28 protein-coding genes, 1 tRNA gene and 1 pseudogene are annotated in these 26,227 nt (G+C 64.1%); 17 read left to right on the top strand and 13 right to left on the bottom strand.

Translation table 11 applies throughout. The annotated features are described in order from the left end of the window. Positions 1–173 precede the first annotated feature (173 nt). Together XH87_RS26610 and XH87_RS26605 are read left to right on the top strand one after the other, a co-directional pair. Complete coding sequence (locus XH87_RS26610) at positions 174–542, top strand: hypothetical protein (RefSeq protein WP_202948121.1); 369 nt, start codon at positions 174–176, stop codon at positions 540–542. Further along, positions 539–2,674, top strand: a complete 2,136-nt coding sequence (locus tag XH87_RS26605; protein ID WP_271589508.1) for a pyrroloquinoline quinone-dependent dehydrogenase — start codon at positions 539–541, stop codon at positions 2,672–2,674. Before XH87_RS26610 ends, XH87_RS26605 begins: the two co-directional genes overlap by 4 nt. A gap of 113 nt (positions 2,675–2,787) precedes the next feature. On the opposite strand, the gene XH87_RS26600 is transcribed toward XH87_RS26605, so the two are convergent. Continuing rightward, entirely contained in the window at positions 2,788–3,300 is a 513-nt protein-coding gene (locus tag XH87_RS26600) for a DUF1236 domain-containing protein (protein ID WP_271589507.1), read from the bottom strand. A gap of 607 nt (positions 3,301–3,907) precedes the next feature. Further along, positions 3,908–4,120, bottom strand: a complete 213-nt coding sequence (locus tag XH87_RS26595) for a zinc-binding dehydrogenase (protein WP_271589506.1) — start codon at positions 4,118–4,120, stop codon at positions 3,908–3,910. On the opposite strand from XH87_RS26595, the pseudogene XH87_RS26590 reads away from it, so the two are divergent. After that, positions 4,077–4,439: pseudogene (locus XH87_RS26590) on the top strand (methyl-accepting chemotaxis protein); the annotation flags it as partial. The gene XH87_RS26595 and the pseudogene XH87_RS26590 overlap by 44 nt on opposite strands. Positions 4,440–4,918: 479 nt before the next feature. Here XH87_RS26590 and XH87_RS26585 read toward each other — a convergent pair. Continuing rightward, positions 4,919–6,421: a tyrosine-type recombinase/integrase gene (locus XH87_RS26585; protein WP_271589505.1), complete on the bottom strand. Its 1,503-nt coding sequence runs from the start codon at positions 6,419–6,421 to the stop codon at positions 4,919–4,921. Positions 6,422–6,510: 89 nt separating this feature from the next. Then, a tRNA-Leu gene (locus tag XH87_RS26580) sits at positions 6,511–6,595 on the bottom strand. A 153-nt stretch (positions 6,596–6,748) separates the two neighbouring features. On the opposite strand from XH87_RS26580, the gene XH87_RS26575 reads away from it, so the two are divergent. Further along, positions 6,749–7,288, top strand: a complete 540-nt coding sequence (locus XH87_RS26575; protein WP_271589504.1) for a disulfide bond formation protein B — start codon at positions 6,749–6,751, stop codon at positions 7,286–7,288. A 3-nt stretch (positions 7,289–7,291) separates the two neighbouring features. On the opposite strand, the gene XH87_RS26570 is transcribed toward XH87_RS26575, so the two are convergent. Together XH87_RS26570 and XH87_RS26565 are read right to left on the bottom strand one after the other, a co-directional pair. Beyond that, positions 7,292–8,377 (bottom strand): AbrB family transcriptional regulator, encoded by a 1,086-nt coding sequence (locus XH87_RS26570; protein ID WP_271589503.1) that lies wholly within the window; start codon positions 8,375–8,377, stop codon positions 7,292–7,294. An 88-nt stretch (positions 8,378–8,465) separates the two neighbouring features. Beyond that, complete coding sequence (locus XH87_RS26565; protein ID WP_271589502.1) at positions 8,466–8,750, bottom strand: PsiF family protein; 285 nt, start codon at positions 8,748–8,750, stop codon at positions 8,466–8,468. 201 nt (positions 8,751–8,951) lie between these two features. On the opposite strand from XH87_RS26565, the gene XH87_RS26560 reads away from it, so the two are divergent. Then, positions 8,952–9,434 (top strand): hypothetical protein, encoded by a 483-nt coding sequence (locus tag XH87_RS26560; RefSeq protein WP_271589501.1) that lies wholly within the window; start codon positions 8,952–8,954, stop codon positions 9,432–9,434. A 124-nt stretch (positions 9,435–9,558) separates the two neighbouring features. On the opposite strand, the gene XH87_RS26555 is transcribed toward XH87_RS26560, so the two are convergent. Next, complete coding sequence (locus XH87_RS26555) at positions 9,559–10,107, bottom strand: TetR/AcrR family transcriptional regulator (protein WP_271589500.1); 549 nt, start codon at positions 10,105–10,107, stop codon at positions 9,559–9,561. A 108-nt stretch (positions 10,108–10,215) separates the two neighbouring features. On the opposite strand from XH87_RS26555, the gene XH87_RS26550 reads away from it, so the two are divergent. The 5 genes from XH87_RS26550 to XH87_RS26530 all read left to right on the top strand — a co-directional run bounded on the left by XH87_RS26550 (position 10,216) and on the right by XH87_RS26530 (position 13,021). After that, complete coding sequence (locus XH87_RS26550) at positions 10,216–10,644, top strand: acyl-CoA thioesterase (RefSeq protein WP_271589499.1); 429 nt, start codon at positions 10,216–10,218, stop codon at positions 10,642–10,644. A 3-nt stretch (positions 10,645–10,647) separates the two neighbouring features. Next, positions 10,648–11,124: a PaaI family thioesterase gene (locus XH87_RS26545; RefSeq protein WP_271589498.1), complete on the top strand. Its 477-nt coding sequence runs from the start codon at positions 10,648–10,650 to the stop codon at positions 11,122–11,124. A gap of 44 nt (positions 11,125–11,168) precedes the next feature. Beyond that, complete coding sequence (locus XH87_RS26540) at positions 11,169–11,552, top strand: CidA/LrgA family protein (RefSeq protein ID WP_271589497.1); 384 nt, start codon at positions 11,169–11,171, stop codon at positions 11,550–11,552. Continuing rightward, complete coding sequence (locus XH87_RS26535; RefSeq protein WP_035711628.1) at positions 11,549–12,271, top strand: LrgB family protein; 723 nt, start codon at positions 11,549–11,551, stop codon at positions 12,269–12,271. Before XH87_RS26540 ends, XH87_RS26535 begins: the two co-directional genes overlap by 4 nt. A gap of 87 nt (positions 12,272–12,358) precedes the next feature. Further along, a complete protein-coding gene (locus XH87_RS26530; protein WP_271589496.1) occupies positions 12,359–13,021 on the top strand; it encodes a DsbA family protein in 663 nt (220 codons plus the stop codon). An 80-nt stretch (positions 13,022–13,101) separates the two neighbouring features. Here XH87_RS26530 and XH87_RS26525 read toward each other — a convergent pair whose 3' ends face one another. The 3 genes from XH87_RS26525 to XH87_RS26515 all read right to left on the bottom strand — a co-directional run bounded on the left by XH87_RS26525 (position 13,102) and on the right by XH87_RS26515 (position 15,456). After that, positions 13,102–13,308, bottom strand: coding sequence for a hypothetical protein (locus XH87_RS26525; RefSeq protein WP_027573305.1), 207 nt, complete (start codon positions 13,306–13,308; stop codon positions 13,102–13,104). Between the two features lie 81 nt (positions 13,309–13,389). Continuing rightward, on the bottom strand, positions 13,390–14,460 hold the full coding sequence (locus XH87_RS26520; RefSeq protein WP_271589495.1) for a phospholipase: 1,071 nt from the start codon (positions 14,458–14,460) through the stop codon (positions 13,390–13,392). Positions 14,461–14,484: 24 nt separating this feature from the next. Continuing rightward, positions 14,485–15,456, bottom strand: coding sequence for a S1C family serine protease (locus XH87_RS26515; RefSeq protein WP_271589494.1), 972 nt, complete (start codon positions 15,454–15,456; stop codon positions 14,485–14,487). A gap of 277 nt (positions 15,457–15,733) precedes the next feature. Between XH87_RS26515 and XH87_RS26510 the strand changes: the two genes are divergently transcribed. The 6 genes from XH87_RS26510 to XH87_RS26485 all read left to right on the top strand — a co-directional run bounded on the left by XH87_RS26510 (position 15,734) and on the right by XH87_RS26485 (position 23,037). Then, positions 15,734–17,152 (top strand): M20 family metallopeptidase, encoded by a 1,419-nt coding sequence (locus XH87_RS26510; RefSeq protein WP_271589493.1) that lies wholly within the window; start codon positions 15,734–15,736, stop codon positions 17,150–17,152. A 262-nt stretch (positions 17,153–17,414) separates the two neighbouring features. Then, a complete protein-coding gene (locus XH87_RS26505) occupies positions 17,415–19,205 on the top strand; it encodes a peptide ABC transporter substrate-binding protein (protein WP_271589492.1) in 1,791 nt (596 codons plus the stop codon). Between the two features lie 29 nt (positions 19,206–19,234). Then, on the top strand, positions 19,235–20,194 hold the full coding sequence (locus tag XH87_RS26500) for an ABC transporter permease (protein WP_035711611.1): 960 nt from the start codon (positions 19,235–19,237) through the stop codon (positions 20,192–20,194). Then, a complete protein-coding gene (locus XH87_RS26495) occupies positions 20,160–21,077 on the top strand; it encodes an ABC transporter permease (RefSeq protein ID WP_035711609.1) in 918 nt (305 codons plus the stop codon). The genes XH87_RS26500 and XH87_RS26495 overlap by 35 nt, the downstream gene beginning before the upstream one ends. Then, positions 21,077–22,072 carry an ABC transporter ATP-binding protein gene (locus XH87_RS26490; protein ID WP_271589491.1) on the top strand — a complete coding sequence of 332 codons (996 nt, stop codon included), beginning with the start codon at positions 21,077–21,079 and terminating at the stop codon, positions 22,070–22,072. Before XH87_RS26495 ends, XH87_RS26490 begins: the two co-directional genes overlap by 1 nt. Further along, a complete protein-coding gene (locus XH87_RS26485; RefSeq protein WP_271589490.1) occupies positions 22,069–23,037 on the top strand; it encodes an ABC transporter ATP-binding protein in 969 nt (322 codons plus the stop codon). Before XH87_RS26490 ends, XH87_RS26485 begins: the two co-directional genes overlap by 4 nt. A 75-nt stretch (positions 23,038–23,112) precedes the next feature. Here the strand turns inward: XH87_RS26485 and XH87_RS26480 are convergent, their stop codons facing one another. Continuing rightward, positions 23,113–23,334: a dodecin gene (locus tag XH87_RS26480; protein WP_035711602.1), complete on the bottom strand. Its 222-nt coding sequence runs from the start codon at positions 23,332–23,334 to the stop codon at positions 23,113–23,115. 174 nt (positions 23,335–23,508) lie between these two features. Between XH87_RS26480 and XH87_RS26475 the strand changes: the two genes are divergently transcribed. After that, positions 23,509–24,390: a DMT family transporter gene (locus XH87_RS26475; protein WP_271589489.1), complete on the top strand. Its 882-nt coding sequence runs from the start codon at positions 23,509–23,511 to the stop codon at positions 24,388–24,390. A gap of 23 nt (positions 24,391–24,413) precedes the next feature. Here XH87_RS26475 and XH87_RS26470 read toward each other — a convergent pair whose 3' ends face one another. Together XH87_RS26470 and XH87_RS26465 are read right to left on the bottom strand one after the other, a co-directional pair. Beyond that, positions 24,414–24,971, bottom strand: coding sequence for an HNH endonuclease (locus tag XH87_RS26470; protein ID WP_035711596.1), 558 nt, complete (start codon positions 24,969–24,971; stop codon positions 24,414–24,416). Between the two features lie 204 nt (positions 24,972–25,175). Continuing rightward, positions 25,176–26,153 (bottom strand): peptidyl-alpha-hydroxyglycine alpha-amidating lyase family protein, encoded by a 978-nt coding sequence (locus tag XH87_RS26465; RefSeq protein WP_271589488.1) that lies wholly within the window; start codon positions 26,151–26,153, stop codon positions 25,176–25,178. Positions 26,154–26,227: the final 74 nt, after the last annotated feature.

Genomic DNA, 26,227 nt, shown 5'->3' with positions numbered 1-26,227 from the left:
AAGGCTTGCAGGAAACGCTCAAAGCGATGTTCAGGAACAATGTTGCTGGCATCTTTGACCGCTATCCCCGGGTCGCCTTCAGTCCATATCCCTGAACGAACATTCTTCGCTCGCGTCCGTTGCATCACAGCCACTGCCGCGCTCGCGGGCTATGAAGCTTGGAGACATGAAACTTGCACCTGACCTCCCCTGAACGCAGGCCGCTAGGCCCCTTCATCGTGCTGGTCGCAGCCGCCGCGGGCGCGCTGCTAGCGCTCTATTATTATCTCGTCCCCTTGACCGGGATAACCGGGACGCCGGGTGCGTTGCTCGTCATCGGCTCCAGCCTGGCGCTGGTCGTCGACGCCTTGGTCCTCTGGTTTAGCGGACGCGGGATGCTGTTCGGAGTGTTCTGGACGCTCGGGCTGATTGGTGCGCTCTGCACGGTGACCGCCGCATGCTTCCTGCATGCGTGGTGGTTGTCGGCGGCAATGGTGGTCGTCCTCGTCGGGCTGGTCGTGGCGCTTGCCGCCCCATCGCGACCAAGGAGAGCCGCGGCATGACCAGCCGTCCAATCCTCAGATCTGCCCCCTTTGCGGCGCTCGCGCTTGCCCTCGCCGTTGCGCTGCCGCCAGCCGCCGCACAGAACGACACCGACAATCCTGCAGCCACCTCCGGGGGAATTCCAAGCCCAGAGCAACAAAAGCCTTCAGGCGCCGGGCCGGAGCGACCGGGCAACACCAATAGTCGCGAATCTTCACCCACGGCCAACGGCGCGTCGGCAGCCGTGGAAGCAGGCGCTCAGCAGCCGTCCGGCCGTTTGCCCGAGCCGAAGCCGATCCCGCTCGTTCCCGCCCATCCCGTCTGGAACACCTTTCACGGCCAGCTCAATGCACAGAAGTATTCTCCCCTGACCGAGATCACGGCCGACAACGTCCAGTCGCTGGCGAAGGTTTGGGAGTTTCACACCGGTGACGTTTCGGATGGATCGGGCAAGCTGCCCACCACCGTCTGGTCCGCAACGCCGATCTTCGCCAACGACACGCTCTACATCGGCACGCCGTTTTATCGCGTCATCGCGTTGGATCCAGGCACCGGCAAGGTCAAATGGACCTTCGACTCCAAATCGACGCTCAAAGCATTGACTCAGCCAGCATTGAAGAACCGTGGGATCGCGTACTGGGAGGCAGCGCATCCGGTCGCCAACCGACCATGCCAGAAGATCGTTTATCTCGGCACCATGGACGCGCAACTCTTCGCCATGGACGCCGACACCGGGCAGTTCTGTCGCGATTTTGCGAAAGGTGGCGTACTCGACGTCAACCAGTGGAACCACGTCAACGACAAGTACCCGCTGTCGTTGCTCCAGCCGCCCACGGTGGCCGGCAATCACGTCATCCTGGGATGGGCCGGCAAGGACTGGGCCTATGCCGAGGCCCCGCCCGGCATCGTATTCTCGCTCGATCCGCAGACCGGCAAGCGCCAGTGGGCTTTTTCCGCGCTCCCGCCGCAGATTGCGGCCCGCACCGGCACCGCGAATGTGTGGACGGCAATGTCGGTCGACGAGGGACTCGGATTGGTCTATCTCCCGGTCTCCAGCCCGTCTCCGAACTACTGGGGCGGCAACCGTACGGAGCCGATCCCGCTGGCGACCTCCACAACCGCGCTCAACCTCGAGACCGGCGAGGTCGTTTGGTCTCGCCAGTGGGTGCATCACGACATCTGGGACTACGACATCAACTCCGCTCCGACCCTGATGGATATCACCGTCAATGGGAAGCAGATCCCGGCGCTGATGCAGGCCACCAAGATGGGGTTTCTCTTCGTCGTCGACCGCCGCACCGGCAAGGACGTCTGGCCGATCGAAGAGCGCCCGGTCCCCGGCGGCGATGGCTCGATCAAGGGCGAAGTCTACGCGCCGACGCAGCCGTTTCCCACCAAGCCGGCGCCGCTGCTCGACCAATCGAAAAAGCCTCCCATCTGGAGCGTCGCCGATGTCCTCGGGTTGGGCGAATGCTCGCGGCTGTGGGACAGTCTCGACTACAAAGGCATGTACACCCCGCCGACTCGCCAGGGTGAGGGCACTTTCGCGTACCCCGACTCCGCCGGAGGCGTGCAGTGGGGAGGCGTGGCGTACGATCCGCAGAGCAAGACGGCCATCGTCAACTTCTCGCACGTGGTGCAGTACATCAAGCTATACCCTCGCAAGGAGTACGAGCAGCACACCGGCGGGTCGGGCAACGAGCAAGGCTTCTACCCGCAAGAGGGCGCCCCCTACGGCATGTCACTCGACAACGCGCTGAACTGGCTCGGCATGCCATGCTGGAAACCGCCGTTCGGCGAGATCGCCGCCATCGACATGAGGACCGGCGACATCAAGTGGCGCCGTCCCGTCGGCGCTTCGCAGAAGTGGGGCTTCTACATGCCGGAATCCATGGGCTCGGTCACGATCGGTGGCCCCGTGGTGACGGCCGGAGGAGTGATCTTCATCGGAGCCTCGATGGATGCCAAGGTGCGGGCCTACTCCCTCACCGATGGCAAGGAGCTTTGGTCCGACATCGTGCAGGCGCCTGCGGTCGCCAATCCCGCGGTATACGAGTACAAGGGCCGTGAATACGTCGCCTTCATCGCGGGAGGCAACACGATCCTCAAGGACCAAGTCGGCGATCAGGTCGTCGTTTATGCCTTACCGTAGGGCGGGGGTGCATCGTTCGGGGCAACCAACATCATGAACCGCTGTCCCGCGAGCGGCAGACCGCATCATCATGGTCCTGTACGAAGAAGCACGATCGGCACGGCGCAAGCGATTCAGAGAGCCGACGGTACGATTGCCACAACGCGCCGGCTGTGCTGGTCAACGATCACCAGATCGTTCTGGACCAGCAAGTACTGATCTCCCCAATAGCCATCCATGATCTTTGTGAGATCGACCGGAATGTCTTTCGTTGCGACTTGTTCGGGAACTGCAGCTCCGATCATCATCTCGAACGGCGCCTTCTCGATCTTCGGCGCATCCTGCTGATCGGCAATCACGTTCCTGATTTGCGACCGTTGTCGAGGATCAAGCGTCAGGGCGTGCGAGCTCTGCTTGATCGCGCGAGCACGTCCCCCAGCTGAATCTTCCAGGCCGGCGGGGTCGGTCCTGCCGACGGTGCTCTGCGCAGCGTTCTGCGCAGGCGCTCCCCGAGAGGCCGTGGTATCCGAACGAGTGGCCGGGTTCGCTCCGCCGGGTGGCGTACCCAGCTGGTCTTCTGTCAGGAACGGCCAAATCGTGACGCCGATCGCCAAAACGATAGCGACGCCGGCCGCGCCAGCGAACAATCTGCCTGATCCTCGCAGCCTATCATTCCGATCTGACATGGACGTGTCCTGAGCCTTTTGCATCACTAATGTTGCCTGCTTGCCTCGCGTTCCTCGGCTAGCAGTGATAGGTGACGTTTTTTCGTGAATTCTTCGCTTGGAGATCTCAGGCTCGGTCGCGGACACGGTTTGGCCGGGCTGCTCGGCCCCGGCACCGGCCCGTCGACGAAGCCGGAAACTTACAGACGAGACGAAACCTAGCAGCGCCCTTCGTCCGCGCGCGGCCGCGAGCTCACAGGGGACTACCCTCCCAAAAATAAAACAGGACGGTTCTCGCCGCGGGCACGCCTATGCCCTTTCAGAAGAATTTTTGCCCAGCATCGAAGCTTGCGCAGCCGGCTTTTCGAATGCGGAGCTTCAAAGCGAAAGACGGTCGGGGGTTCAAGTCGCTCCCCCGCTACCAATCGTACGATTTTGTACGCCAAATTACGATTTCCTGCGATTTTGTACTCCCGCTGGGCAGCAGTGCCGACCTCCTCCGCCAGGCGTGGAAACCCGTCAGTTCCGCGCCCTCCTTCGGCTGCGATGCGCGCAGAAGCTTTGCAGGCGCTGTTCTTGCCGTGGACATCTACCGGCCCACTCTCACGACCACTTTGCCCAAGGCTTGGCCGCCGGCGAGCGTCTTGAAGGCTTCACGGAAGTCTTCGAATTCGAAAACCTTGCCCACCGCCGGCTTTAATCGCCCTTCGCTCAGCAGCCGAAACAAGCTCGTCGAGCTGCGCTGGTACACGACCGACGGCCCAAAGGCAACGGAGGAGATCTCCGCGCAGATCGAGACCATGCAGGCAACTACAAACGACGCAGTTCTCGCCATTAACGGAATTACGCAAACGATCGCCAGGATGAGTGACATCACGCTGAGCATTTCCTCCGCGGTCGAGGAGCAGAGTGCTGCGACAAGCGAAATTGCGCGCAACATCCAGTCCGTTGCCGCGGGTTCCAGCGAAATCAGAGGCCATATAGGCAGCGTCAGCACCGCAGCGGCCGCCACCGGTACAGCAGCCGGCGACGTTCTCACTAACGCGCGCGGGTTGGAGAATCAGTCGGATATGCTGCGTACGGCGGTAGACCAATTCCTGACCAAAATGCGAGCCACCTGACCGGACGTTCCTGCCAGCGGCGCATCGCTCGTGGGCACTTGAGACGTCCGCGCCCAACGCGAGGCAACTCCGCCTTTCACATGGCGGTTGGGTGGGAAGTTACGTGATGATCACGCGACCATTGGATGTTTTGATGCGTTGGGTCGCCATTTTTAAGAGATATGTTTCTTTTTCCCTGTCGAGGTTGACAGTTTTATCTTGTGCTCCATAGGAATGCCCGGTTGCAGGTGCCATCCCGCCCCAACGGGTCGCGGTCTCAAGAACGTCGCAACGAATTGGCGAAACGACCGTGAACAAAGCGTGACGGAAACGCCCATTTCTATTGGTGAGATCAATAGCTTAGATGATGGCCACTGCGTTCGAGAGGCGGGAGGCTCGGTCAGATCGCAACTTGAACCGAATGTCGGTATCGGTGGTTGCGCCTCCCCGCAACCACCGGTTCTTGCAATATCGATGCAGGCGACCCGGAATGGTCGCCTTTAGGCAAGCGCGCCTCCCCTGATCGGCGTTACCTTCTTGGGATCGAGCCAGTAGTCGATCCGATCAGCCCAATGCTGCATCAGCTTCGTGCGCGAACCGATCAGCGCAAGCGGTCCGTGCCTCTTGTAGAGGCCTTCCACAGTAGAGTTATCGAGGTGCGCAAGCTGCAGCTCGACGACATCGCCATCCCATGCCTTGGCGGCCTTGATCTCTTCGTGGTGAGACAAGGTCGAGAAGGTGGTCCGGAATCCATGCGCACAATGATCAGTCTTGGTGTCAATGCCAAGCAGCCGCAAGCGCTTGTTGAGCGTGTTGTTTGAAAGCGGCGCGTCCTTCGAGCAAGAAAACGCGTACCGGCGATGGCCGGTCAGCTTCTGAACGCTGCGCAGGATTGCAAGTGCTTGCCGTGACAATGGCACGACATGGTCCCAACCGGTCTTCATCTTGGCGGCCGGAACAGTCCAACGTTCTGTATCCCAATCGACCTCGCTCCATTCCATTTCATTGACCATGCCGGGGCGGGGAATGGTCAGTGCATCGAAGCGCAAGGCAAGGCCAACAACGTCACCAAATCTCGCTCTCGTCCACGGTGCGCTAATGAGCTTGAAGACGCGCGTCACATCACGTGGTTCGGTGACGCCGGGACGGGAAGTCGAAATGTTGGCAATCATCTGCCCATTCAAGTTGCGGAATGGATTGTAGCCGTCGCCTTCGACGTCGGCATAGTCGCAGATTTGCTCGCCGATACTGCGCACGCGGTCGCGAGTTTCCAGCTTTCCCTCGGCTTCGTATGAACGCATGAAAGCGAGCACGTCCGGACGCTTGATGTCCTGCCTGCATAGCTTGCCGAAGCGAGCCTTGACGTAGCCGACGCGCAGCTCAAGCACCTCGATGGTCTTGGGATCGCGCACCGCGACGATCCTGCCGCGTTTGACCTTCTCCACCTTCTTCTTCGCAAGCCACTCGTCGGCCCATTGCCCGAAAGGCCGGGCAGCCGCCTGCCTGTGCTTATCGAGCTGCTTCTCGGTGCTCGGGTCCTTGCCGTCCTTCAGCAGGTCTTTGGCCTTGTCGCGCTCGCGCCGCGCGTCGGCGAGCGAGAACGTGCCATCCTTGCCGTTGCCGTAAGGTCCGATGGAGTAAGTTTTCTGGCGGCCGTGGAAACGGTAGTCCATCCGCCAGAGCTTGGAGGCAGCGTTGCCGGGCCTGCTCACGTCCGGCGTGACGAAGAGATAGGGCCAGCCGCCGGTCACGTCGGAAATCTTGGCGGGACTCCACGCGCCATTGTCGAATTTCGGTCGGGCGGCGCGACAGTCGACGTCGGTCCTGATCTGCTTGGGATTGGCGAACACGCCATCGTTCTTGCCGGCCATCTGCTCAATTCCTTCATTCGGAATAGCGAAAGTCGCCGTGAACGTTTGTTCTCCCGATGCCAGCACGATACCAGCAAAAATACCAGCAAATCGGCCGGCTGAGATCGGAGGAGAACAAACGGTGACGAACAAGAATGTACGCAGAAGGGCCTATTTTTCAAGGATTTCCGAGCATTGCGCGGACCGTTGCGACGCTTTAGAACGGGCTTGAACAGCCTAGTTGGTGCCCCTGGCCGGAATCGAACCAGCACTCCTTGCGGAACTCGATTTTGAGTCGAGCGCGTCTACCAGTTCCGCCACAGGGGCCCTCGGTCGGCCTTGAGGCGGCGTCGCGAAGCCGGCGGACTATAGCCATGGACAGGACGGGGTCAACCCGCGCCAAAGTGATCCCGGCCGTTCTCGACAGCCGCATGGGCCGGGGCTAGGGCTAAGGCTACGACCCACCGGAAAGAGGCTGCCGTGACCACCCAGAGTGCCGCGATACCTGCGTTCAAGCAGGCCAGTGCGAGCCCCGCGCTGACTGCCTCGCTGCTGGTCACGCTGATCGCCGCGGTCACGATCGCTGGCGCCTGGTTCTTCCAGCTCGTGCTGGAGATCCTGCCCTGTCCGCTCTGCCTGGAGCAGCGCTATGCCTATTACCTCGCGATTCCGCTCGGTGCGCTGACGGCGATTGCGGCTCGAAGCGGCGCACCGCGGCCGCTGCTGCTGGCGGGGCTCGCGATCCTGGCGCTGGCGACGCTCGCCAATGCCGGACTCGGCGCCTACCATTCCGGCGTCGAATGGGGTTTCTGGAAAGGGCCGACCGATTGCTCCGGTCCCGTCGTCAATCTCGGCAGCGCCGCTGATCTGCTGTCGAAGCTCGACACCGTGAAGGTGGTGCGCTGCGACGAGGTGCAGTGGCGCTTCCTCGGCCTGTCGCTTGCCGGCTACAATTTGCTGATCTCGCTGCTGATGGCCGCGATCGCCGCGTGGGGATTTGGGCGGACGGCGAAGCGCTGAAGCTCAATCATCCACATCGTCCTGCGTCCGTCCGAACAGATGCACGATGCCCGGCGTCGCGATCGTCACGAAGACGAAACGCGACAGGTGATGGGCGCCGACGAAGATCGGGTCGATGTGCAGCGTCAAGGCCAGCGCCAGCATCGCATCCATCGCGCCCGGCGCAAAGGCGACGACGACGTCGGAGAACTTCACCTGCGTGGTCAGCGCCACGATGCCGACGAAGATGGCGGAGACGGCGATGGCCACGGCAAACGAGCCCAGGGCCGCGCTGAGGTGGCCGGCGAGCGTCTTGATTCGCATTCGCGCGAAACGGCTGCCGATCAGGGCGCCGATACCGACAAGCGCCACGCCGCGCCCCCAGTCCGGCAGGCCGCCCTCGACCCAGCCGGCGCCATGCAGCACGCTGGATGCGATCATGGCACCGAACATCCAGCTCGCCGGAAACTTGATCAGTCGCAGGAACAGCGCCGTGGCCAGCGAGGCCGCGACCAACTCCACGAGGTCGAGCGGCGAGGCAATTGTCGTCGTCAGCGACGGCGCGGCAGAGGGGGCGACGCCCGCGATGGCCAGCACCATCGGCAGCGCGGCGGTCAGGATGATGACGCGCATGGTCTGCACCACCGCGATGCCCGGCAGGTCGGCGCCGCGCTCGACCGCCAGGATAGTGATCTGCGACAGCGCGCCGGGGCTGCCGGCGAGGAAAGCCGAAGTGCGGTCCCAGCCATGAATGCGCTGGAGGTAGTAGCTCGAGCCGAACGTCGAGCAGAAGGTGGCGAGCGCGAGCAGCCCGATGGTGAGCGGATAGGCGCCGACCTGCTGGAGCAAATGGCGCGAGACGACCGAGCCCAGCGAAATGCCGAGCAGCACCAGCACGGTCTGGGTCAGGACCGGCGGCAGCGACAGCTGCCGGCCGGCGATTGCGGCGATCCCGACCGCGATCATCGAGCCCGAGATCAGTCCGCCGGGAAGGCCGGCGACGAGAAACACGAGGCCGCCGGCGGTGCCGATGACGAGCGTCTCCACCGTGCTCAAGATCTTGGCACGGCTCGGCCATTCGAACGGCAGGGAGGCGGTGATTTGCTTCACACCACCTTATCGCAAATCGGCGGGAGGCGCACAATTGCAGGCTGGTCATGCCGCAATGCGCGCGCCTCTCAGGCAGATCGTGACGGACTTACTTCTTATCGGCGGCGGGAGCGGCGCTGCCGGCCTTCGCCGTCTTGATGCATTCGGAGCGGAATTTCTTGCGCTCCTTGCCATGCAAGCCCTTGGCGTCGGCCTGCTTGGAGCATTCGAGCGACTCGGCCGAACGCTCCTTCGGTGCTTTCCTGTCGGTGGTGGCAGCCGCATCGGCCTTGGTATCGCCCTTGGTCGCCGGCGCGGCGGTCTGCGCGAAGGCGGTGCCGGTAGCGAGCAGGGAGGCGAGGGCGACGACAGCGAGGCGAGACGTGAAGGTCATGTGTTGCACTCTGCTTGGGAGAATGGCGAAGGGCTGGGAAGGTCGGCTCGCGTTGCTGAACGCGACATGAATGAGTTGAGCCGTGGGATCACTATATTTTCGCGCCGATAGTCATCGCATCCTTGTCGCAGGCGGCCGACACGCTACGATAGCAATCCTCGTTTCACTTCCGTCCGGGAAGACCAAGGAGGAGACCAAGGGATGACCATTCAGACAAGATTGTTGTGCGCGATTGCAGCGTCCGGTGTCGCGGCATTGCTGGCGAGCGCGCCGGCGCAGGCACTGACCGCGCAGGAGTGCAGCGCGAAATATCAGGCCGCCAAGAAGGACGGCTCGCTCGGGACCATGAAGTGGAACGACTTCCGCAAGGCCCAGTGCGGTGCCGATGCGACGCCCGCCGCCGCAGCTGCTCCGGCTGCGCCCGCCGCTCCTGCCGAGCCGAAGCAGGCGAAAAAGGAGGCTGCCCCCGCTGCGGCGCCGACGCTGCCGACCGGACCCGCGATTTATCCGAACGCGGTCGATCCGAAATACGCCAAGGAGACCCCCGGCAAGGCGCGCCTCCACACCTGCGTCGACCAGTACAATGCCAATAAGGCCACCAACGGCAATGGCGGCTTGAAGTGGATTCAGAAGGGCGGCGGCTATTACAGCGAATGCACCAAGAAGCTGAAGGGCGCGGCCTGAGCTTCGAATCGATGCGATGGCCGGAGCAGCGCTCCGGCCATTTCGCTTGAATTGTTCGAGCATGATCTTCCGGAAATCCGCTGCATACTTTGCGCTCACGCGGCCCTTCGGGTCCGGATCATGCTCAGTCGAGCAGCTTCTCGGCCGATTTCGCCACGAGTTGCGCCCGCTTGCGCGGACCGCTCTCGACGAACAACAGGCTCTGGCCGAAGATGAAGCAGTAGAACAGGAAGGCCTGCGCCTCGGCCTGCTCGGCCGCAAGGCCGGTCGCGCGATAGAGCTCGGCGACGTGCTTGAGCCGCGCCGCGTCCACGCTCGCCACCGCCGCCGCGGCGTTCCCGTCCGAGCGGGCCCATTGCCGGATCGCGAGTTCGATTGCCATGCCTTCCGGATTGAGGCGTTCGGAATAGAGCTGGATCACCGCTCTCAGCCGCTCGCGGGGCTCTCGTCCGTCGAGACTTGTCTGCTGCACGATTGCGGCGACGCGTCCCTCGCGCCAGCCTTCCAGCATAGCAACGAGCAGTGCGGCTCGGTCGGCAAAGCGGCGGTAGAAGCCGCCCTTGGTGACGCCGAGGTTCTTGGCGAGCACCTCGACCCGCACCCCCTCCACCCCCGCGCGGGCGAGCTCGGCAAATCCCGCCTCGACCCAGACATCGCGCTTGCCGTTGTTCATGAAGGAAGCCTCACCCGTTCTTGATACGGTACCGTATTGCTAACGCGACACGGGTTTGATACGCTACCGTATCGAGCATCAAAGACGAAAAATGCGGGAGGAAAGGCGGTGGCGCAGGAGGTGACCTATCGCGGCACGGTCTATCCGTGGCAATGCGACCATGTCGGGCACATGAACATCATGTGGTATGTCGGCAAGTTCGACGAGGCCAACTGGAATCTGTTCGCCCGCCTCGGCCTGACGCCGAGTTACCTGCGCAGCTCGGGTCGCGGCATGGCCGCCGTGCAGCAGAACATTACCTACAGGCGCGAGCTGCTGGCCGGCGACATCGTCGAGATCCGCAGCCATCTGCTCGAGATCGGCGACATGTCGATTCGCTTCCGCCACGACATGACGAATGCCGAGACCGGCGAACTCGCAGCGACCTGCGAGATCACCGGCGTGCACATGGACCGCCAATTGCGGAAGTCCGCACCGTTCGCCGATGCAATCAGAGAGATCGTCGTGAAGCACCTTTTCGAGCCGGCGGAGGCATGAGCGATGGCCCCGTTCGAGCCGAAAAACCCCGAGTACCGCACGGCCGCGACCGCGATGTTCGCCGCCCAACCGGCGATGCGCACGCTGGGCCTGTCGATCGTCGATCTGGCGCCGGGCCAGGTCGAACTGGCGATGCCGTATGCGGCCGCCTTCACGCAGCAGAACGGCTTCGTCCACGCCGGCATCGTGACCGCAGGCCTGGACAATGCCTGCGGCGTCGCCGCCTTTACCTTGATGCCGCGTGAGGCCGACATCCTCACCGTCGAGTTCAAGACCACGCTGCTTGCGCCGGCCAGGGGCGAGCGCTTCGTCTTCAGGGCCGAAGTCGTCAAGCCCGGCCGCACGTTGACCTTTTGCGAGGCCAAGGCGTTTGCCGAGCACGACGGCAAGACCTCGCTGATCGCGACCATGACCGGGACCTTGATGGCGATGCTGCCACGCATTGCGGCCGCGCACGTGCCCCGCGCGTCCGACGCATAGCGGCGATTGACAAGCGTGCCGGTGCATCTCTTGATGCGATGGTCATGCCTGCGAGTGTCGGCCTCATCCTGCTCTGCCAATTGATCGGCGAAGCCGTCGTGCGCGGTCTCGGCCTGCCGTTGCCGGGACCGGTGCTGGGCCTCCTGCTGCTCTTGGTCCTGCTGATGATGCGCGACCGCTTTGCGCCGATCGCGCGCGGGCCGCTGCGCAATGATGGTGTCGAGACGGCGAGCAAGGGCCTGCTGGCCCATCTCTCATTGCTATTCGTACCGGCCGGCGTTGGCGTCGTGCAGAAGCTCGATCTGCTCGCATCTCACGGCATCGCCATCATCCTCGTGCTCGCGCTGTCGGTGGTCGTCACGCTGCTCGCGACCGTGCTGACCTTTCGCCTCGTCAGCCGCCTGTTGAAGCAACAGGACGCGCGATGAAGGACAATCCGTTCTCGCTCTGGGTCTATCTCTCGCAGTCACCGCTGCTCTGGCTGACCGTGACGCTGCTGGTCTATGCAACCACGGATGCGGTCTCCCTGGCGATGCGGCGCCATCCGCTGGCCAATCCCGTGCTGCATGCGATGTGGATCATCGGCGCCTTCCTGCTGTTGACCGGAACGTCCTACACGACCTACTTCGCCGGCGCGCAGTTCGTGCACTTCCTGCTGGGGCCGGCGACCGTCGCGCTCGCCGTGCCGCTCTATGAGAACCGCAAGCGCGTCGTTTCATCGATCGTGCCGATGCTGGTGGCGCTGGTCGCGGGCTCGGTCACGGCCGTGGTGTCGGTGGTGGTGCTGGCCGAGCTCGCCGGGCTGCCGCGGGACGTGGTGCTGTCGCTGGCCCCGAAATCGGTCACGGCCGGCGTTGCCATGGGTATCGCCGAATCCCTGCACGCCGACCCCTCGCTGACGGCGGTCGCGGTGATCCTCACCGGTATCATGGGCGCCATCATCGTGACGCCGCTGATGAACCGCACCGGCGTCACCGATTACCGCGCCCGCGGCTTTGCCGCCGGCCTTGCCGCGCACGGCATCGGCACCGCGCGCGCGTTCCAGGTCGACGAGATTGCCGGCGTCTTCTCCGGCATCGCCATGAGTCTGAACGCCTTGGTGACCTCGTTCCTGGTCCCCTTGGCGGTCACGCTGCTGGTGCGATGACATCGCCGCCGCGACACTCTATATGAGTTGTAACAATTCCTGGTCTCGAACCGTATCGATGGAGATGGGACCGAAGCGGGACGAGATATGGCTGGATCTGGATTCAGGAACAAAGGCCTTGTGCCGACGCGACGTGCGGCGCTGACGCTGATCGGAGCGGGCGCTCTCGCGGTGGGCGGGGGCGCCTCGGCGTGTGCGGCGACCGACGACGAGGTGTTGACCGAAGCCAAGGTGCTGCGTGACCCCGACACGCCCGTCGCAGGCAATCCCGACGGCAATATCACGATCGTCGAATGGTCCGACTACAATTGCCCCTATTGCCGCAAGCTCGAGCCTGAGCTGCGCCAGGTCGTCCAGGACGACGGCAAGGTGCGGCTGGTGATGAAGGACTGGCCGATCCTCGGGCCGGTTTCGGTCACGGCGGCGCGGACCGCGCTGGCGGCGAAATTCCAGGGCAAGTACCATCAGGCTCATGACGCCATGATGGGCGTCAGCTCGCGCCTGACCGATCCGCGCATCAACGAGCTGCTCGCGGGTGCCGGAGTCGACATGGAGCGGCTTAAGCGCGATCTGACGGGCCGCGCCAGGGACATCGACGCCATCCTCAAGCGCAACAACGAGCAGGCTGAAGCTTTCGGTTTCCGTGGCACTCCGGCCTTCATCGTCGGCAAGTACCGTGTGCCTGGCGTGCTCAGCATGACCGAGTTCGAGCAGGTCATCGCCGACGCCCGCAAGGCCAAGATGAACTGACGCGGGCGGCCTCCATTGCGCGCAACAAAATGCGCCGCCGCGGACCCGCGACGGCGCATTTTTCATGTGGTCGGGCGATATTACTTGGACGAGATCCGGACCCAGTCCTTGTGCGCGCGATCGCGCAGCGCATCCCAGTCGGCCTTAGCGACGTCCCAGTTCACGATGGTGCGATTGGTGATCGCGACCTCGCCATTGGCGACCGACGACGTCTGCATGGAATCATAGACGTAAACGCCGCCCGCAAGCAGCAATGCGCCCAGGATCATTCCGAAAAAAGTCTGCATGGCGAACCTCCGGTGACCGGCAACAACGTCGGCCCGAAGTGATGGTTCCGCGGCCATGCGGCGCATCTAAGGAGAGGTCGCTCATTCTCCATTCAGCCATTGCAGCAATTCCGCATTGATCTCGCGCGGATAGGTGTGGCTGAGGTCGTCGATCTCGCGATAGGTGACTTTGGCGCCGGCGGCGGCGAGCGCCGCCTGCGTCTGCCGTGCGGTCTGCACCGGAAACATCCAGTCGAGCTTGCCGTGAGTCATGAAGAACGGCAGGCCTTGCAGGCGCCTCGGGTCCGCCATTTCCGCCATCAGCGGATGGAAGGTCGCAGCAACGGGCGCGAGGTGGGTGAAGGGCGAGGCGCCGTCGAGCCCGGTGACGTAGCAGAAGGTGCCGCCGTCGCTCATGCCGGTCAGCAGCATGCGCGAGGCATCGATGCTCCAGCGGTCGCGCACCGTATCGAGGATACGCAAGAGGTTCGGCGTGTCGGTGTCGTTGCCCATCAGCGCCCAGGTCGGGCCGGTCGCGGTCGGCGCCACAAGGATCGCGCCGAGACTGCGCGCGTCACGCAGCCAGCTCCACAGAAAACCGCGTCCGTTGCCGCTGCCGCCATGCAGCGCCATCACCAGCGGCATTGCCCGGTCGGGCATGTAATATTCCGGTACATAGACCGAGAAGCCGCCGCGGCTGCCGGGCTCATTGTGATCGTGGAAGATGCCGGCGTGCTCGCTCGCGCCGACGTCCAGTCGCGACAGCAGATCGTGATTCTCGCGATTGGCGGCGTTGAGAAAGAAGCTGCTCACGGGTGGAAACTGCACCGCCAGCGGATAGAGCGCCTCCTGCGCGCGCGGGACATGGCGCATGGCCCGGAAGACGGCGACGAGATCGCCATTGCCGCGCTCGACCTCGCGGATGCCGGCAAAGGCGGCGAGGGTCTCGTCGCAGGCGCGATCGAGCCGCTCGCGCAGGCCGGTGAACTGTTCTGGCCAATCGCCGATCGCGGCTCGTGCCGCTTGCAGCGCCTCGTCAGGCACGCCGATCGCGTTCATGACCGAGGCGAAGGCCGGCGGGTGCAGATGCCGCTGGAAGAAGCCGAGCGCTTCCAGCGCATTGAGCAGCGGCGGCAGCACGGCCACGATGTCGTCCACCACGGCCTCGGTCATCGCCCGCGTCCTCAAGCCTTGGGATCAGTGCAGCTTCGGCGCCTTCAGGAGCTTGAAGCGATCGGTCGAGGTCACCGTGACGTCGAAGGTGACGCCTTCGTGATGCACGGTGAGCGGCACATCGACGCCGGCGGCGCCGAGCGCCCACATCTTCCTGTAGAAGGCGGTTTGGCTCGTGACCTTGTCGCCGTCCACGGCGAGGATGACATCGCCGGTCTTGAGCTCGGCGCGGGCGGCCGGGCCGTTGGCGGAGATTCCGATCACCACCACGCGGTTATCGATCTCGGTGGAGTAGAGCCCGAGCCAGGGCCGTGCCGGCTTGTTGACGCGGCCGAACTTGCGCAAGTCCTCAAGGATCGGCTTCAAGAGGTCGATGGGCACGATCATGTTGACGTGCTCGGCCTTGCCGTCACGTTCGCGCTCGAGCTGGAGCGAGCCGATGCCGATCAACTCTCCGCGCTCGTTGAGCAGCGCCGTGCCGCCCCAGTTCGGATGAGCGGGACAGGTGAACACGGCCTCATCCAGCAGATATTCCCAGTAGCCGGCGAATTCCTGCTTGGCCACGATCTGGCTCGCGACCGATCGCGTACGCCCGCCGGCGCCGCCGACCACGACGCGGTCGCCGATCCGGGTCGCCGCCGACGAGCCGAGCGACAGCGGCGGGACGTCGAGCTGCCCGAGCGCCTGCACCAGCCCGAACCCGGTTTCGGAATCGAAGCCGAGTGCATGACCCTCCACGACGCGTCCGTCGGCCCGGTGCAGCCAGACCGACTCTGCCTCAGTGATGAGATAACCTATCGTGAGCACCAGCCCGTCGTCGATCACGACGCCATTACCGGCGCGCTCGGTGCCAAGCGTCTCGGCGCTGAAGGCGTCCGGCGGGACGATGGCGTGGAGGCCGACGACGGAGCCGAGCGCGCGGTCGAGATCGAAGCCGTAGTCGCTCGCCCGCGGCTGGTTCGCCGGCGGCACTCTCCATTCGGTCAGAGCGGGCATGGAGTTCTCCTGGCTGAGAGCATCGCTCCGGCATGGCCAGCGGAACGAAGCGCGAAGCACACATAATTTAGGCCGGAGCAGGCCGTCTTGAAAGCCTCGTTCCCAACTATTCCTGAGAACGCCGCGTGAAATCTTCGAAAGGCGCCTCGTGCACAGAAGGCGGGCCCGCGCGATCCGGCACCGGCCGCATGGCTGCTGTCCGGCCGGATGCTAGGCGCCGCATGCCGAAGCTGCTAACCATTCCCGCTTCGTTTGACCAGGGATCACGGACCGAAGCATGGACAACCGCAGCGACATCTGGCGTGGCGTCGACACGATCAAGACACGTTTCATCGACCTCAGCGACAGGGTCTGGGGCATGCCCGAGGTCTGCTACACCGAGGCGCGGTCCGCGGCCGAGCATCTCGCCGAGCTGCGCCATCAGGGATTCCGTATCACCGAGAACGTTGCCGGCATCCCGACCGCGGTGATGGGGGAATGGGGCGAGGGCAGTCCGGTCATCGCCTTCATGGGGGAATATGACGCGCTGCCCGGCCTCAGCCAGGAGGCGGGTGTCGCCGAGCATCGCCCGATCGAGACCGGCGGCCATGGCCATGGCTGCGGTCACAATCTGCTCGGTTCCGCCGCGCTGCTCGCCGCGACCGCTGTGAAGGACTGGCTCGCCGAGACCAAGGTGCCCGGCCGCGTACGCTACTACGGCTGCCCAGCGGAGGAAGGCGGCGCGGCAAAGGCCTTCATGGTGCGCTCCGGCGCGTTCGAGGACGCCGACATCGCCATCACCTGGCATCCGCACAGCTTCTGGGAAGTCGCGGTGACGCCGTCGCTCGCCAACACGCGCGCGGATTTCATCTTCACCGGCCGTACCTCGCATGCGGCTGCCTCGCCGCATCTCGGTCGCTCCGCACTCGACGCGGTGGAATTGATGAACGTCGGCGTGAACTACATGCGCGAGCACATGCCGAGCGACGCGCGCGTGCATTACGCGCTGCTCGACACCGGCGGCATCGCCCCCAACGTGGTGCAGGCCCACGCGCGCGTGCGCTATTCGATCCGCGCCCGTGATCTTCCCGGCATGAACGAGCTGGTCGAGCGCGTGTCCAAGATCGCTCAGGGCGCCGCGTTGATGACCGAGACCAAGGTCGAGATGAAGATCATCTCCGCGGTCTCCAACATCCTGCCGAACGCGCCGCTGGAACAGGCGCTGCACCAGGTGATGGAAGAGCTCGGACCGCCGCATTTCGACGATGCGGACAAGAGCTTTGCAAGCCAGATCCGTGCGACGCTGAGCGACAAGGACATCTCGTCGGTCTATTATGCGATCGGCATGGAGCCGACCGATCGGCCGCTGGCCGACTTCTTGGTACCGCTCGATGCCAAGCGCAACCCGCTGGTCGGCTCGACCGATGTCGGCGACGTGAGCTGGGTGGTGCCGACCGTGCAGGTTCACGCGCCGACGGTTGCAATCGGCACGCCCTTCCACACCTGGCAGGTGGTCGCGCAAGGCAAGAGCCCGCACGCCCACAAGGCCATGGTGCAGGCGGCCAAGGCGATGGCCGGTCTCGGCATCAAGGCGTTGACGGAACCGGAACTGATCAAGGCTGCCAAGGCGGACCTTCAAAGGCGGACGGCCAAGACGCCTTACGTCTGTCCGCTGCCGGATCACGTCGCGCCGCCGCTCGACATGTCCGTGGCGTAGAATTTCACCTCGATACTTCGTCTGATGCGGCGAACAAATTTTCCGCAGTGCAGCGTGCAATCGGGCATGTTTTGATGCTGGATTGCCGAGCGGATGGGCTGCGGAACGCAATTTTGCCCAACAGACAGCCAGAAGACCGTTTGCATACATACGGTCCCAGTTGACGCGCCCCCCATTCGGTGTGCCATCTACTGCCAGCCAAATGGGCGGCCGTCTTTGTCGGCCGTCTTCATCACGATGGGAAACCAGACGGGGGACAACCATGCTGGATAAAGAACTACGTTCGATGATCGGCCAGGTGAAGGACGGGCGAATGGATCGCCGCGCCTTCATCAAACGCATGGCCGCGGTCGGTCTCACCGCTCCCCTGGCCAACCAGATCCTCGCGCTCGGCGGCGTCGCCATGGCGCAGAGTCCCGCGGTCTATAAGCCAACCAAGCGCGGAGGCGGCGGCCCTCTCAAGCTGTTGTGGTGGCAGGGGCCGACGCTGCTCAATCCGCATTTCGCCACCGGCACCAAGGACCAGGACGGGTCGCGGCTGTTCTACGAGCCGCTCGCCAGCTGGGACGCCGACGGCAATCTCAATCCGATTCTCGCCGCAGAAATTCCCTCGGTTGCAAACGGCGGTCTCGCCGCCGATGCCAAGTCGGTGACTTGGAAAATCAAGCCGGGAGTCAAATGGCACGACGGCAAACCGCTCACGGCCGACGACTTCGTATTCACCTGGCAATACGCCAGCGACCCCGCCACGGCCGCCGTCAGCATCAGCACCTATGGTGAGATCACGGTCGAGAAGGTGAACGATCTTTCGATTCGGATCCTGTTCAAGACCCCCACGCCGTTCTGGGCAAATGCCTTCGTCGGCGCCTATGGCTGTGTTCTCCCGAAGCATCTGTTCTCGGACTACAAGGGCTCGAAGTCCCGCGAGGCGCCGAACAATCTGGCCCCGGTGGGCACCGGCCCGTATAAATTCGTGGAGTTCAAGCCGGGCGATGTCGTCCGCGGCCAGCTCAATCCCGACTACCATATGCCGAACCGTCCGCATTTCGACACGATCGAGATGAAGGGCGGCGGCGATGCCGTCTCCGCGGCGCGGGCGGTGATCCAGACCGGTGAATTCGATTTCGCCTGGAACATGCAGGTCGAAGACGACGTGCTGCTGCGTCTGGAGAAGGGCGGCAAGGGCAAGACGCTCTATGCGACCGGCGGCGACATCGAGTTCATTGCGATCAACTTCACCGATCCGAACACCGAGGTCGACGGCGAGCGGTCCTCGATGAAAACCAAGCACCCGATCCTCTCGGACCCGAAGGTGCGCAAGGCGCTTTCCATGCTGGTCGACCGCGAGTCCGTCAAGAAGGCGATCTACGGTCGTGCAGGCCGCACCACCGCCAACTACCTCAACGGTCCCGAAAAATTCGTTTCCAAGAACACCTCGTGGGAGTTCAACGTCGAGAAGGCGTCGAAGATGCTCGACGAGGCCGGATGGAAGGTCGGATCGGACGGCATCCGCGAGAAAGATGGAAAGAAGTTCAAGCTTCTGTACCAGACCTCGACCAATGGTCCGCGCCAGAAGACCCAGGCGATCGTCAAGCAGGCCTGCCAGAAGGCGGGCATCGATGTGGAGCTCAAGTCGGTCGTTGCCTCGGTGTTCTTCTCGTCGGACGTTGCCAACCCGGACACCTATCCCAAGTTCTATGCCGACATCGAGGAGTTCCAGATCCCGATGACGCAGCCGGATCCGGCCCTGCACATGCGCCGCTACATCTCCGCCAACGTGGCGACGAAGGAGAACAAGTGGCAGGGCCAGAATTTCCCGCGTTACGTCAACAAGGACTATGATGCCGCCATTGCAGCGGCCGAGACCGAGACCGATCCCGTCAAGCGGGCCGCGCTCTACATCAAGTGCAACGATCTGCTTTGGCAGGACACCGTGTTCATTCCGGTGATGCATCGCCTGAAGGTGGAAGCCGCAGCCAACACGTTGCGGCCGGCGCTGAGCGGCTGGGCGAACGAGACGGACAACATCCAGGATTGGTATCGGGAGGCGTGAGAGACTGCCGCTGAGAGGATCTCTCCCTGATGAGTCAGTATGTCCTGCGTCGCCTGCTGATCGCGATTCCGAGTCTGCTCGGCATCTCGGCAGTGCTGTTCTTCGTGCTGGCGCTGGCTCCCGGCGACCCATTCTCCGAACTGGCGACCAATCCGAACGTGCCGCCCGAAGTGCAAGCCGCACTTCGGGCCAAATTCGGCCTGGATGATCCGATCTATCTTCGTTACCTGCACTGGCTGTCGGCCATGATGCACGGCGACTGGGGTTTTTCGTTCGTCAGCCGGATGGACGTCGATAAGCTCATCCTCCAGCGCCTTCCGACCACGCTCTACGTGATCGGGTCGGCCCAGATCCTGGCGCTGCTGGTCGCGATTCCCGTCGGCGTCTATGCCGCGACCAAGCCCTATTCTGTATTCGACCAGGTCGCCAACACGCTCGCCTTCGTTGGCTTTTCGCTGCCGACCTTCTTCACCGGCATCCTGTTCATCCTGATCTTCTCGGTCACGCTGGACTGGCTGCCCTTCGTCTACACCACCGACATCAATGCAACGGGCATCCGCTGGGTCCTGGAGATGATCCGTCAGGCGATCATGCCGGTGGCGGTGCTCGGCCTGTTCCAGGCGGCGTCGATGACGCGCTTCGTGCGCTCGGCAATGCTCGACGTCATCCGGCTCGACTACGTCACGACGGCGCGTGCCAAGGGGCTTGGCCAGGCCACGGTCATCGTCAAGCACGTGATGCGTAACGCCATGATCCCGGTCGTGACGCTGATTGCGTTGCAGATGCCGGCGGTGTTCGGCGGCGCCATCGTCACCGAGCAGATCTTCCGCATTCCCGGCATCGGCTCGCTCCTGATCTCCTCCATCCTGTCCAACGACACGCCGGTGGTGATGGCCGTGACCTTCGTCTTCGCGTGCCTGGTCGTGCTGTTCAATCTCATCGCGGACGTGCTCTATGGCTGGCTTGACCCTCGCATCTCCTTCCGCTGAGCGGCGCGCCTACTCGCCGTGGCGCGAGACGTGGCGGCGTTACAGCCGCCACCGGCTCGCCGTCGTCAGCGCCTTCCTGCTCCTCATTCTGATTCTGGCGGTGGTCGTTGGCCCCTTCGTCTGGCGCATCAAGATCAACGACATCGACATCGTCGCGGGCCTGCAAGGGCCCTCGCTCGCCCATCCTTTCGGGACCGACGATCTCGGCCAGGACATTCTGGCGCGGATGATCTATGGCGGCCGCATCTCGCTCGCTGTCGGTCTCGCCGCCATGCTGGTCTCGGTGTTCATCGGCACGCTGATCGGCGCGCTCGCCGGCATGTCGCGCGGCGCGCTCGGGCACGGCCTGATGTGGCTCACCGACCTGTTCCTGTCGCTGCCGCAACTGCCGCTGTTGCTGCTGCTGATCTATCTCTTCCGCGACGGGCTGAAGCAGGTGTTCGGCCCCGAGGGCGGCATCTTCATCCTGATCGTGCTGGTGATCGGGGGGCTCCGCTGGATGCCGGTCGCGCGCCTCGTGCGCGCGCAGTTCCTGTCGATCCGCGAAAAGGAGTTCGTCGAAGCCGCGCGCGCGCTCGGCGCCAGTCCGGTGCGGCAGGTGGTGCGGCACATCCTGCCCAATGCGGTCGGCCCGGTGATCATCGCCGGCACCATCGACGTCGCCGCCGCGATCATCGCGGAATCGACGCTGTCCTTCCTCGGCCTCGGCTTTCCGCCGGATACCCCGACCTGGGGCCGCCTGCTCTATGACGCCAAGGATTTTCTCGACATCGGCCCGCACTGGGCGCTGTTTCCGGGCGGCGCGATCTTCATCGCGGTTGTCGCCATCAACTTCATCGGCGACGGCCTGCGTGACGCGCTCGATGCGCGACGGGTGATCTGATGGCGCCGCTGCTCGAGATCAAGGGCCTGAAAACCCACTTTTCCACCGACGACGGCATCCTCCAGGCCGTCGACGGCGTCGACATCTCCATCAACAAGGGCGAGACGCTGTGCGTCGTCGGCGAGTCCGGCTGCGGCAAGACCGTCACCGCGATGTCGATCCTGAAGCTGATCGCAATGCCGCCGGGCCGGATCGCGGCGGGCCAGATCATCTTCGAGGGACGCGATCTGGTGCCGCTGACCAGCAATCAGCTGGACGAGATCAGGGCCAAGGAGATCGGCTTCATCTTTCAGGAGCCGATGACCTCGCTCAACCCGGTGCTCACCATCGGCGAGCAGATCGCCGAGAGCCTGCGCCGCCATGAGGCGGTGACGAGGAAACAGGCCCTGGAACGCACCATCGAGATGCTGAAGCTGGTGCAGATCCCGAACGCCGAAGGTCGCGTGCACAACTATCCGCATCAGTTCTCCGGCGGCATGCGCCAGCGCGTGATGATCGCGATGGCGCTCGCCTGCAAGCCGAAGCTGATCATCGCCGACGAGCCGACCACCGCGCTCGACGTCACCATCCAGGCGCAGATACTCGACCTCTTGCAGGACATGAAGGAACGCTTCGGCATGGCGGTGATGTTGATCACCCATGCCATGGGCGTGGTCGCCGAGACGGCGCAACGCGTCGTCGTGATGTACGCCGGCAAGGTGGTGGAGGAGGCGCCCGTCGACGAGCTCTTCGGCAATCCCCGCCATCCCTATACGCAAGGCCTGATCCGCTCGATCCCGCGCATCGACCTCGACAGCGAGCACAAGACGCGGCTGGAGGCGATCGGCGGCTCGGTGCCGATCCTGATCAATCCGCCGGTCGGCTGCCGCTTCGCGCCGCGCTGCAAGTTCGCCATGAATGTCTGCACCGAGAAGGAGCCGCTGCTGCGCGAGATCGCGCCCGGTCACCGCATGGCCTGTCATCTCGGCGATGCGAATCTGGGAGCCGCGTCATGAGCGAACCCTTGCTCCGCGTCAGCGGCCTGAAGAAACATTTCCCCGTGCTCGGTGGCCTGCTGTCGCGCCAGGTCGGCACCGTCTATGCGGTCGACGGGGTGTCGTTCTCGGTCAATCGCGGCGAGACGCTCGGTCTCGTCGGCGAATCCGGCTGCGGCAAGTCGACGACGGGACGCTGCGTGCTGCGCCTGATCGAGCCGACCGACGGCGAGGTCACCTTCGACGGCCAGGACGTGCGCAAGCTCGGCGGCAACGATCTGCGCGCGATGCGGCGGAACATGCAGCTGGTGTTCCAGGACCCGTTCGCCTCGCTCAATCCGCGCATGACGGTCGGCGCTATCCTCGGCGAGGCCTTCACCATCCACAATCTCGCGACCTCCGCCAAGGAGCGCGAGGAGCGCGTTGCGGGCCTCCTGGTCAAGGTCGGGCTCAAGGCCGAGCACATGCGGCGCTATCCGCACGAATTCTCCGGCGGCCAGCGCCAGCGCATCGTGATCGCGCGCGCGCTCGCGGTCGAGCCGAAGCTGATCGTCTGCGACGAGCCGGTCTCCGCGCTCGACGTGTCGATCCAGGCCCAGGTGATCAACCTGCTGGAAGACCTCCAGGCCGAGCTGAACCTGACCTATCTCTTCGTCGCGCACGACCTCTCCGTGGTCGAGCACATCTCGGATCGCGTCGCGGTGATGTATCTCGGCCGCATCGTCGAGCTGGCGAAAGCCAGCGACCTCTACCGCAACCCGCAGCATCCCTACACCAGGGCGCTGCTGTCGGCGGTGCCGGTGCCCGATCCCAAGCTCAAGCGCGAGCGCATCCGCCTCAAGGGCGACGTGCCGAGCCCGATGAAGCCGCCGTCGGGTTGTCACTTCCACACCCGTTGCCCGATCGCTCAGCCGCGCTGCGCCGAGAGTGCGCCGGTGCTGAAGGAGGGGGCGGGCGGCCATTTCGTGGCGTGCCATCTGGCCTGATGCGGCGCAACGTGACGCGCGAACGGGCCGGCCTTTCGCGCGCCGGTGCCGGATCGCCGCGATGCGCCCGCCGCGTCATCCCTCCAGCGTAAAGCCGACGCGCAGCGTCACCTGATAATGGCGCACGGCGCCGTTCTCGATGTGGCCGCGCGTCTGCACCACCTCGAACCACTTCATCTCGCGAACGGTCTTGGCGGCACGGCTGATCGCATTCTTGATCGCGTCCTCGATCGACGTCTCCGACGATCCGACGAGGTCCAGGATCTTGTAGACGTGATCACTCTCGGTTGCGGGCATGGGTCTTCCCCTGTTTCGATTTGCGGCCGGCGAACGCGTTCGGTGGAACGTGCATGCGAGCGCGCATGCCGTTGACTCTGAACGGGCACGGCCGCTTCGGGTTCCTTGCTCCGTGATGGCCCGCATGCGCCAGCCGAGGTGGAGCCGGCCGCGCTTGCCTGCTAAGCGCTAGCCATGGATTCGGCGCGACGCGACAGGACGATCGGCTCTCTCTGCCTTTGCGTGACGGCGTTCGGCTGGGCGCTGAACTGGCCGCTGATGAAGCTGTTGCTCCAGCAATGGCCGCCCCTGTTCGCGCGTGGCCTTGCCGGGGTCTGCGCTTCGCTCATTCTCGGCACCCTGGCGCTGAGCCGCAAGGAGTCGTTCGCCGTGCCGCGCGAGGCCGTCCCGCGGCTGCTGTTTGCGACCTTCACCAACGTCTTTGCCTGGATGGGACTCGGCACCGTCGCCATGAAATATGTGACGGTGAGCGAGGGCGCTCTGCTCGCCTATACCATGCCGATCTGGGCGATGCTGTTTGCCTGGCCGGTGCTGCACACGCGGCCGGCCACAAGGGATATTTTCGGGCTGGTCCTTGGTGTTGCCGGCGTCACGCTGCTCCTGAGCGGCAACGGCCTTGCGTTCGGCGCCGACAAGCTGCTGGGCATTGTGCTGGCGCTGCTCTGCGCCATCCTGTTCGCGCTCGGCAACGTGCTCAACCGCAAGCCGCTGCCGATGCCGCCGCTGGTCGTCGTCGCCTGGCAGGTCGGGCTCGGCTGCGCCGCGATGCTGATCCTCGGCGTCTCGTTCGAGCATCCTGATATCACCGCGATTACTCCGCTGGGGCTCGGCTGCTTCGTCTATATGACGCTGGTGCCGATGGGCATCTGCTACGTCACCTGGTTCGAGACGCTGCGCCGTCTGCCACCGACCTCGGCCTCGACCGGCATGTTGATCGTTCCCGTGATCGGCGTGATCTCCGCCGCCATCATTCTGGGGGAGCCGCTGGGCTATCGCGAATGGACGGCGATGGCGCTCACGCTCGGCGGCGTGACGCTCGCCTTGCAGCGGGGGTAGCAGCAGCGCACGCAGGCTCGCCCCTACGGATCCAGCTCCGTATCCCAGTACAGATAGTCGAGCCAGCTGTCGTGCAGGTAGTTCGGCGGGAAGAGCCGACCGTTGCGGTGCAGCTGGTGCACGGTGGGTGCGAACGCGTTCTGGCGCGGAAACATCCTGGCCTGCGCCGGGGTGAGATTGCCCTTGCGCAGGTTACACGGCGAGCACGCCGCGACCACGTTCTCCCAGGTGGTCTGGCCGCCCTTGCTGCGGGGGATGATGTGATCGAAGGTGAGGTCTTCGGGCGAGCCGCAATATTGGCAGGCGAAGCGATCGCGCAGGAAGACGTTGAAGCGGGTAAAGGCAGGATGGGTGGTCGGCTTGACGAAGGATTTGAGCGAGACGACGCTCGGCAGCTGCATTTGCTGCGTGGGACTTCGAACCGCCTGATCATAATGCGCGACGATGTTGACGCGGTCGAGGAACACCGCCTTGATCGCGTCCTGCCACGACCACAACGACAGTGGGTAGTAACTCAGCGGCCGGAAGTCCGCATTCAGCACCAAAACCGGCCAACTGCCTTGCGAGACATGTGCGTTCAAGTAACGCTCCCGGCCTCCAATATACGCTGCGAAGCAGCATGTCCTGACATACTACATGCAGCGTGACGGGATTGTGAAGCCCGTTGAGCAACTTATTCAAGAGCAAGCAATGCGGCGGCGGGGTGGCAAAAGTGCTCAAAAAGCCGCGATCCCTGGGGCGCTCGGAACCAGCCGCCCCAGCGCGTCGCGGCCTTGCCGGGGCAGCTACTCCCGTACCCGCTCCAGCTTCTGCAGGCACCGCGTCGCGCGCACCGCGGCCGGCATCTCCTCGTCCGGAAAGCTGGTCTCCCAATTGGTGACGCCGACCTCGCCGACATAGATGTCGCCCTTCGAGTCCAGCGCGATGCCATGCGGCGCGAGGAATTTGCCGCTGGCAACGCCTGGGCCCTCCGCGCCGCCAAGCCGCGCGATGCGATTTCCCTTGGCGTCCACGATCGACAGTCGCGGGCCGAGATTGGGCACATTGCGGTTGATGGCGAGTCCGGGGCCGAGTTCGCCAATCACAAAGGTCGGGCTCTTTCCGCCGTCGCAGCAGCACAGCGCACAGGGCCGGTGCAGATTGTTCCACTGCGTCTCGTATTGGCCCTCGCCGTTGAACACCTGGACGCGGTGGTTCTCGCGGTCGGCGACATAGACCCAGCCATCGGCGTCGGTCGCGATGTTGTGCACGATGTTGAACTGACCGGGATCGGTGCCTGGCTCGCCCCAGCTTTTGATCAGCTTGCCGTCGGGCGTGAACTTGTGCACGCGCGCATTGCCATAGCCGTCGGAGACGTAGATCTCGCCCTTCGGCGACAGCGCGGTGTGGGTGCAGCGATGGAACGGCTCGCCGCTCATGAACGGCGCCGGCTTTGCCGGGATGCCGATCGTGAGCAGCACCTTGCCGTCGGTGCTGCATTTGCGCACCGTGTGGTCGCCGTCATCTGTGCAATAGAGGTTGTCGTCCGCATCGATGTGCAGGCCATGCGCACGGGAGAACAGTCCTTCGCCCCAGCTGCGCAGGAAATTGCCCTCGCGGTCCAGCACCACCATCGGATGGGCGCCGCGGTTGAAGACGTAGATCCGGTCCTTGCTGTCGACCGCGACCGAGGCGACGTCGGTCAGCTGCCAGCCGTCGGGCAGCTTGGCGAAGTTGTCGACGACGCGGTAGCGGTGCTCGCCGCTGCCGAGGATGGCCGGCATCTGTAGTCTCCTTCAAATCCCTATCAGGGTGCGACGCTCGCTCCACGCTGTCATTGCGAGCGCAGCGAAGCAAT

This window comes from Bradyrhizobium sp. CCBAU 53415, from assembly GCF_028128735.1.
In the GTDB taxonomy this organism is placed as follows: domain Bacteria; phylum Pseudomonadota; class Alphaproteobacteria; order Rhizobiales; family Xanthobacteraceae; genus Bradyrhizobium.
Note: the sequence above shows the minus strand (reverse complement) of the source record. Positions and strands in the feature narration are given on the sequence as shown.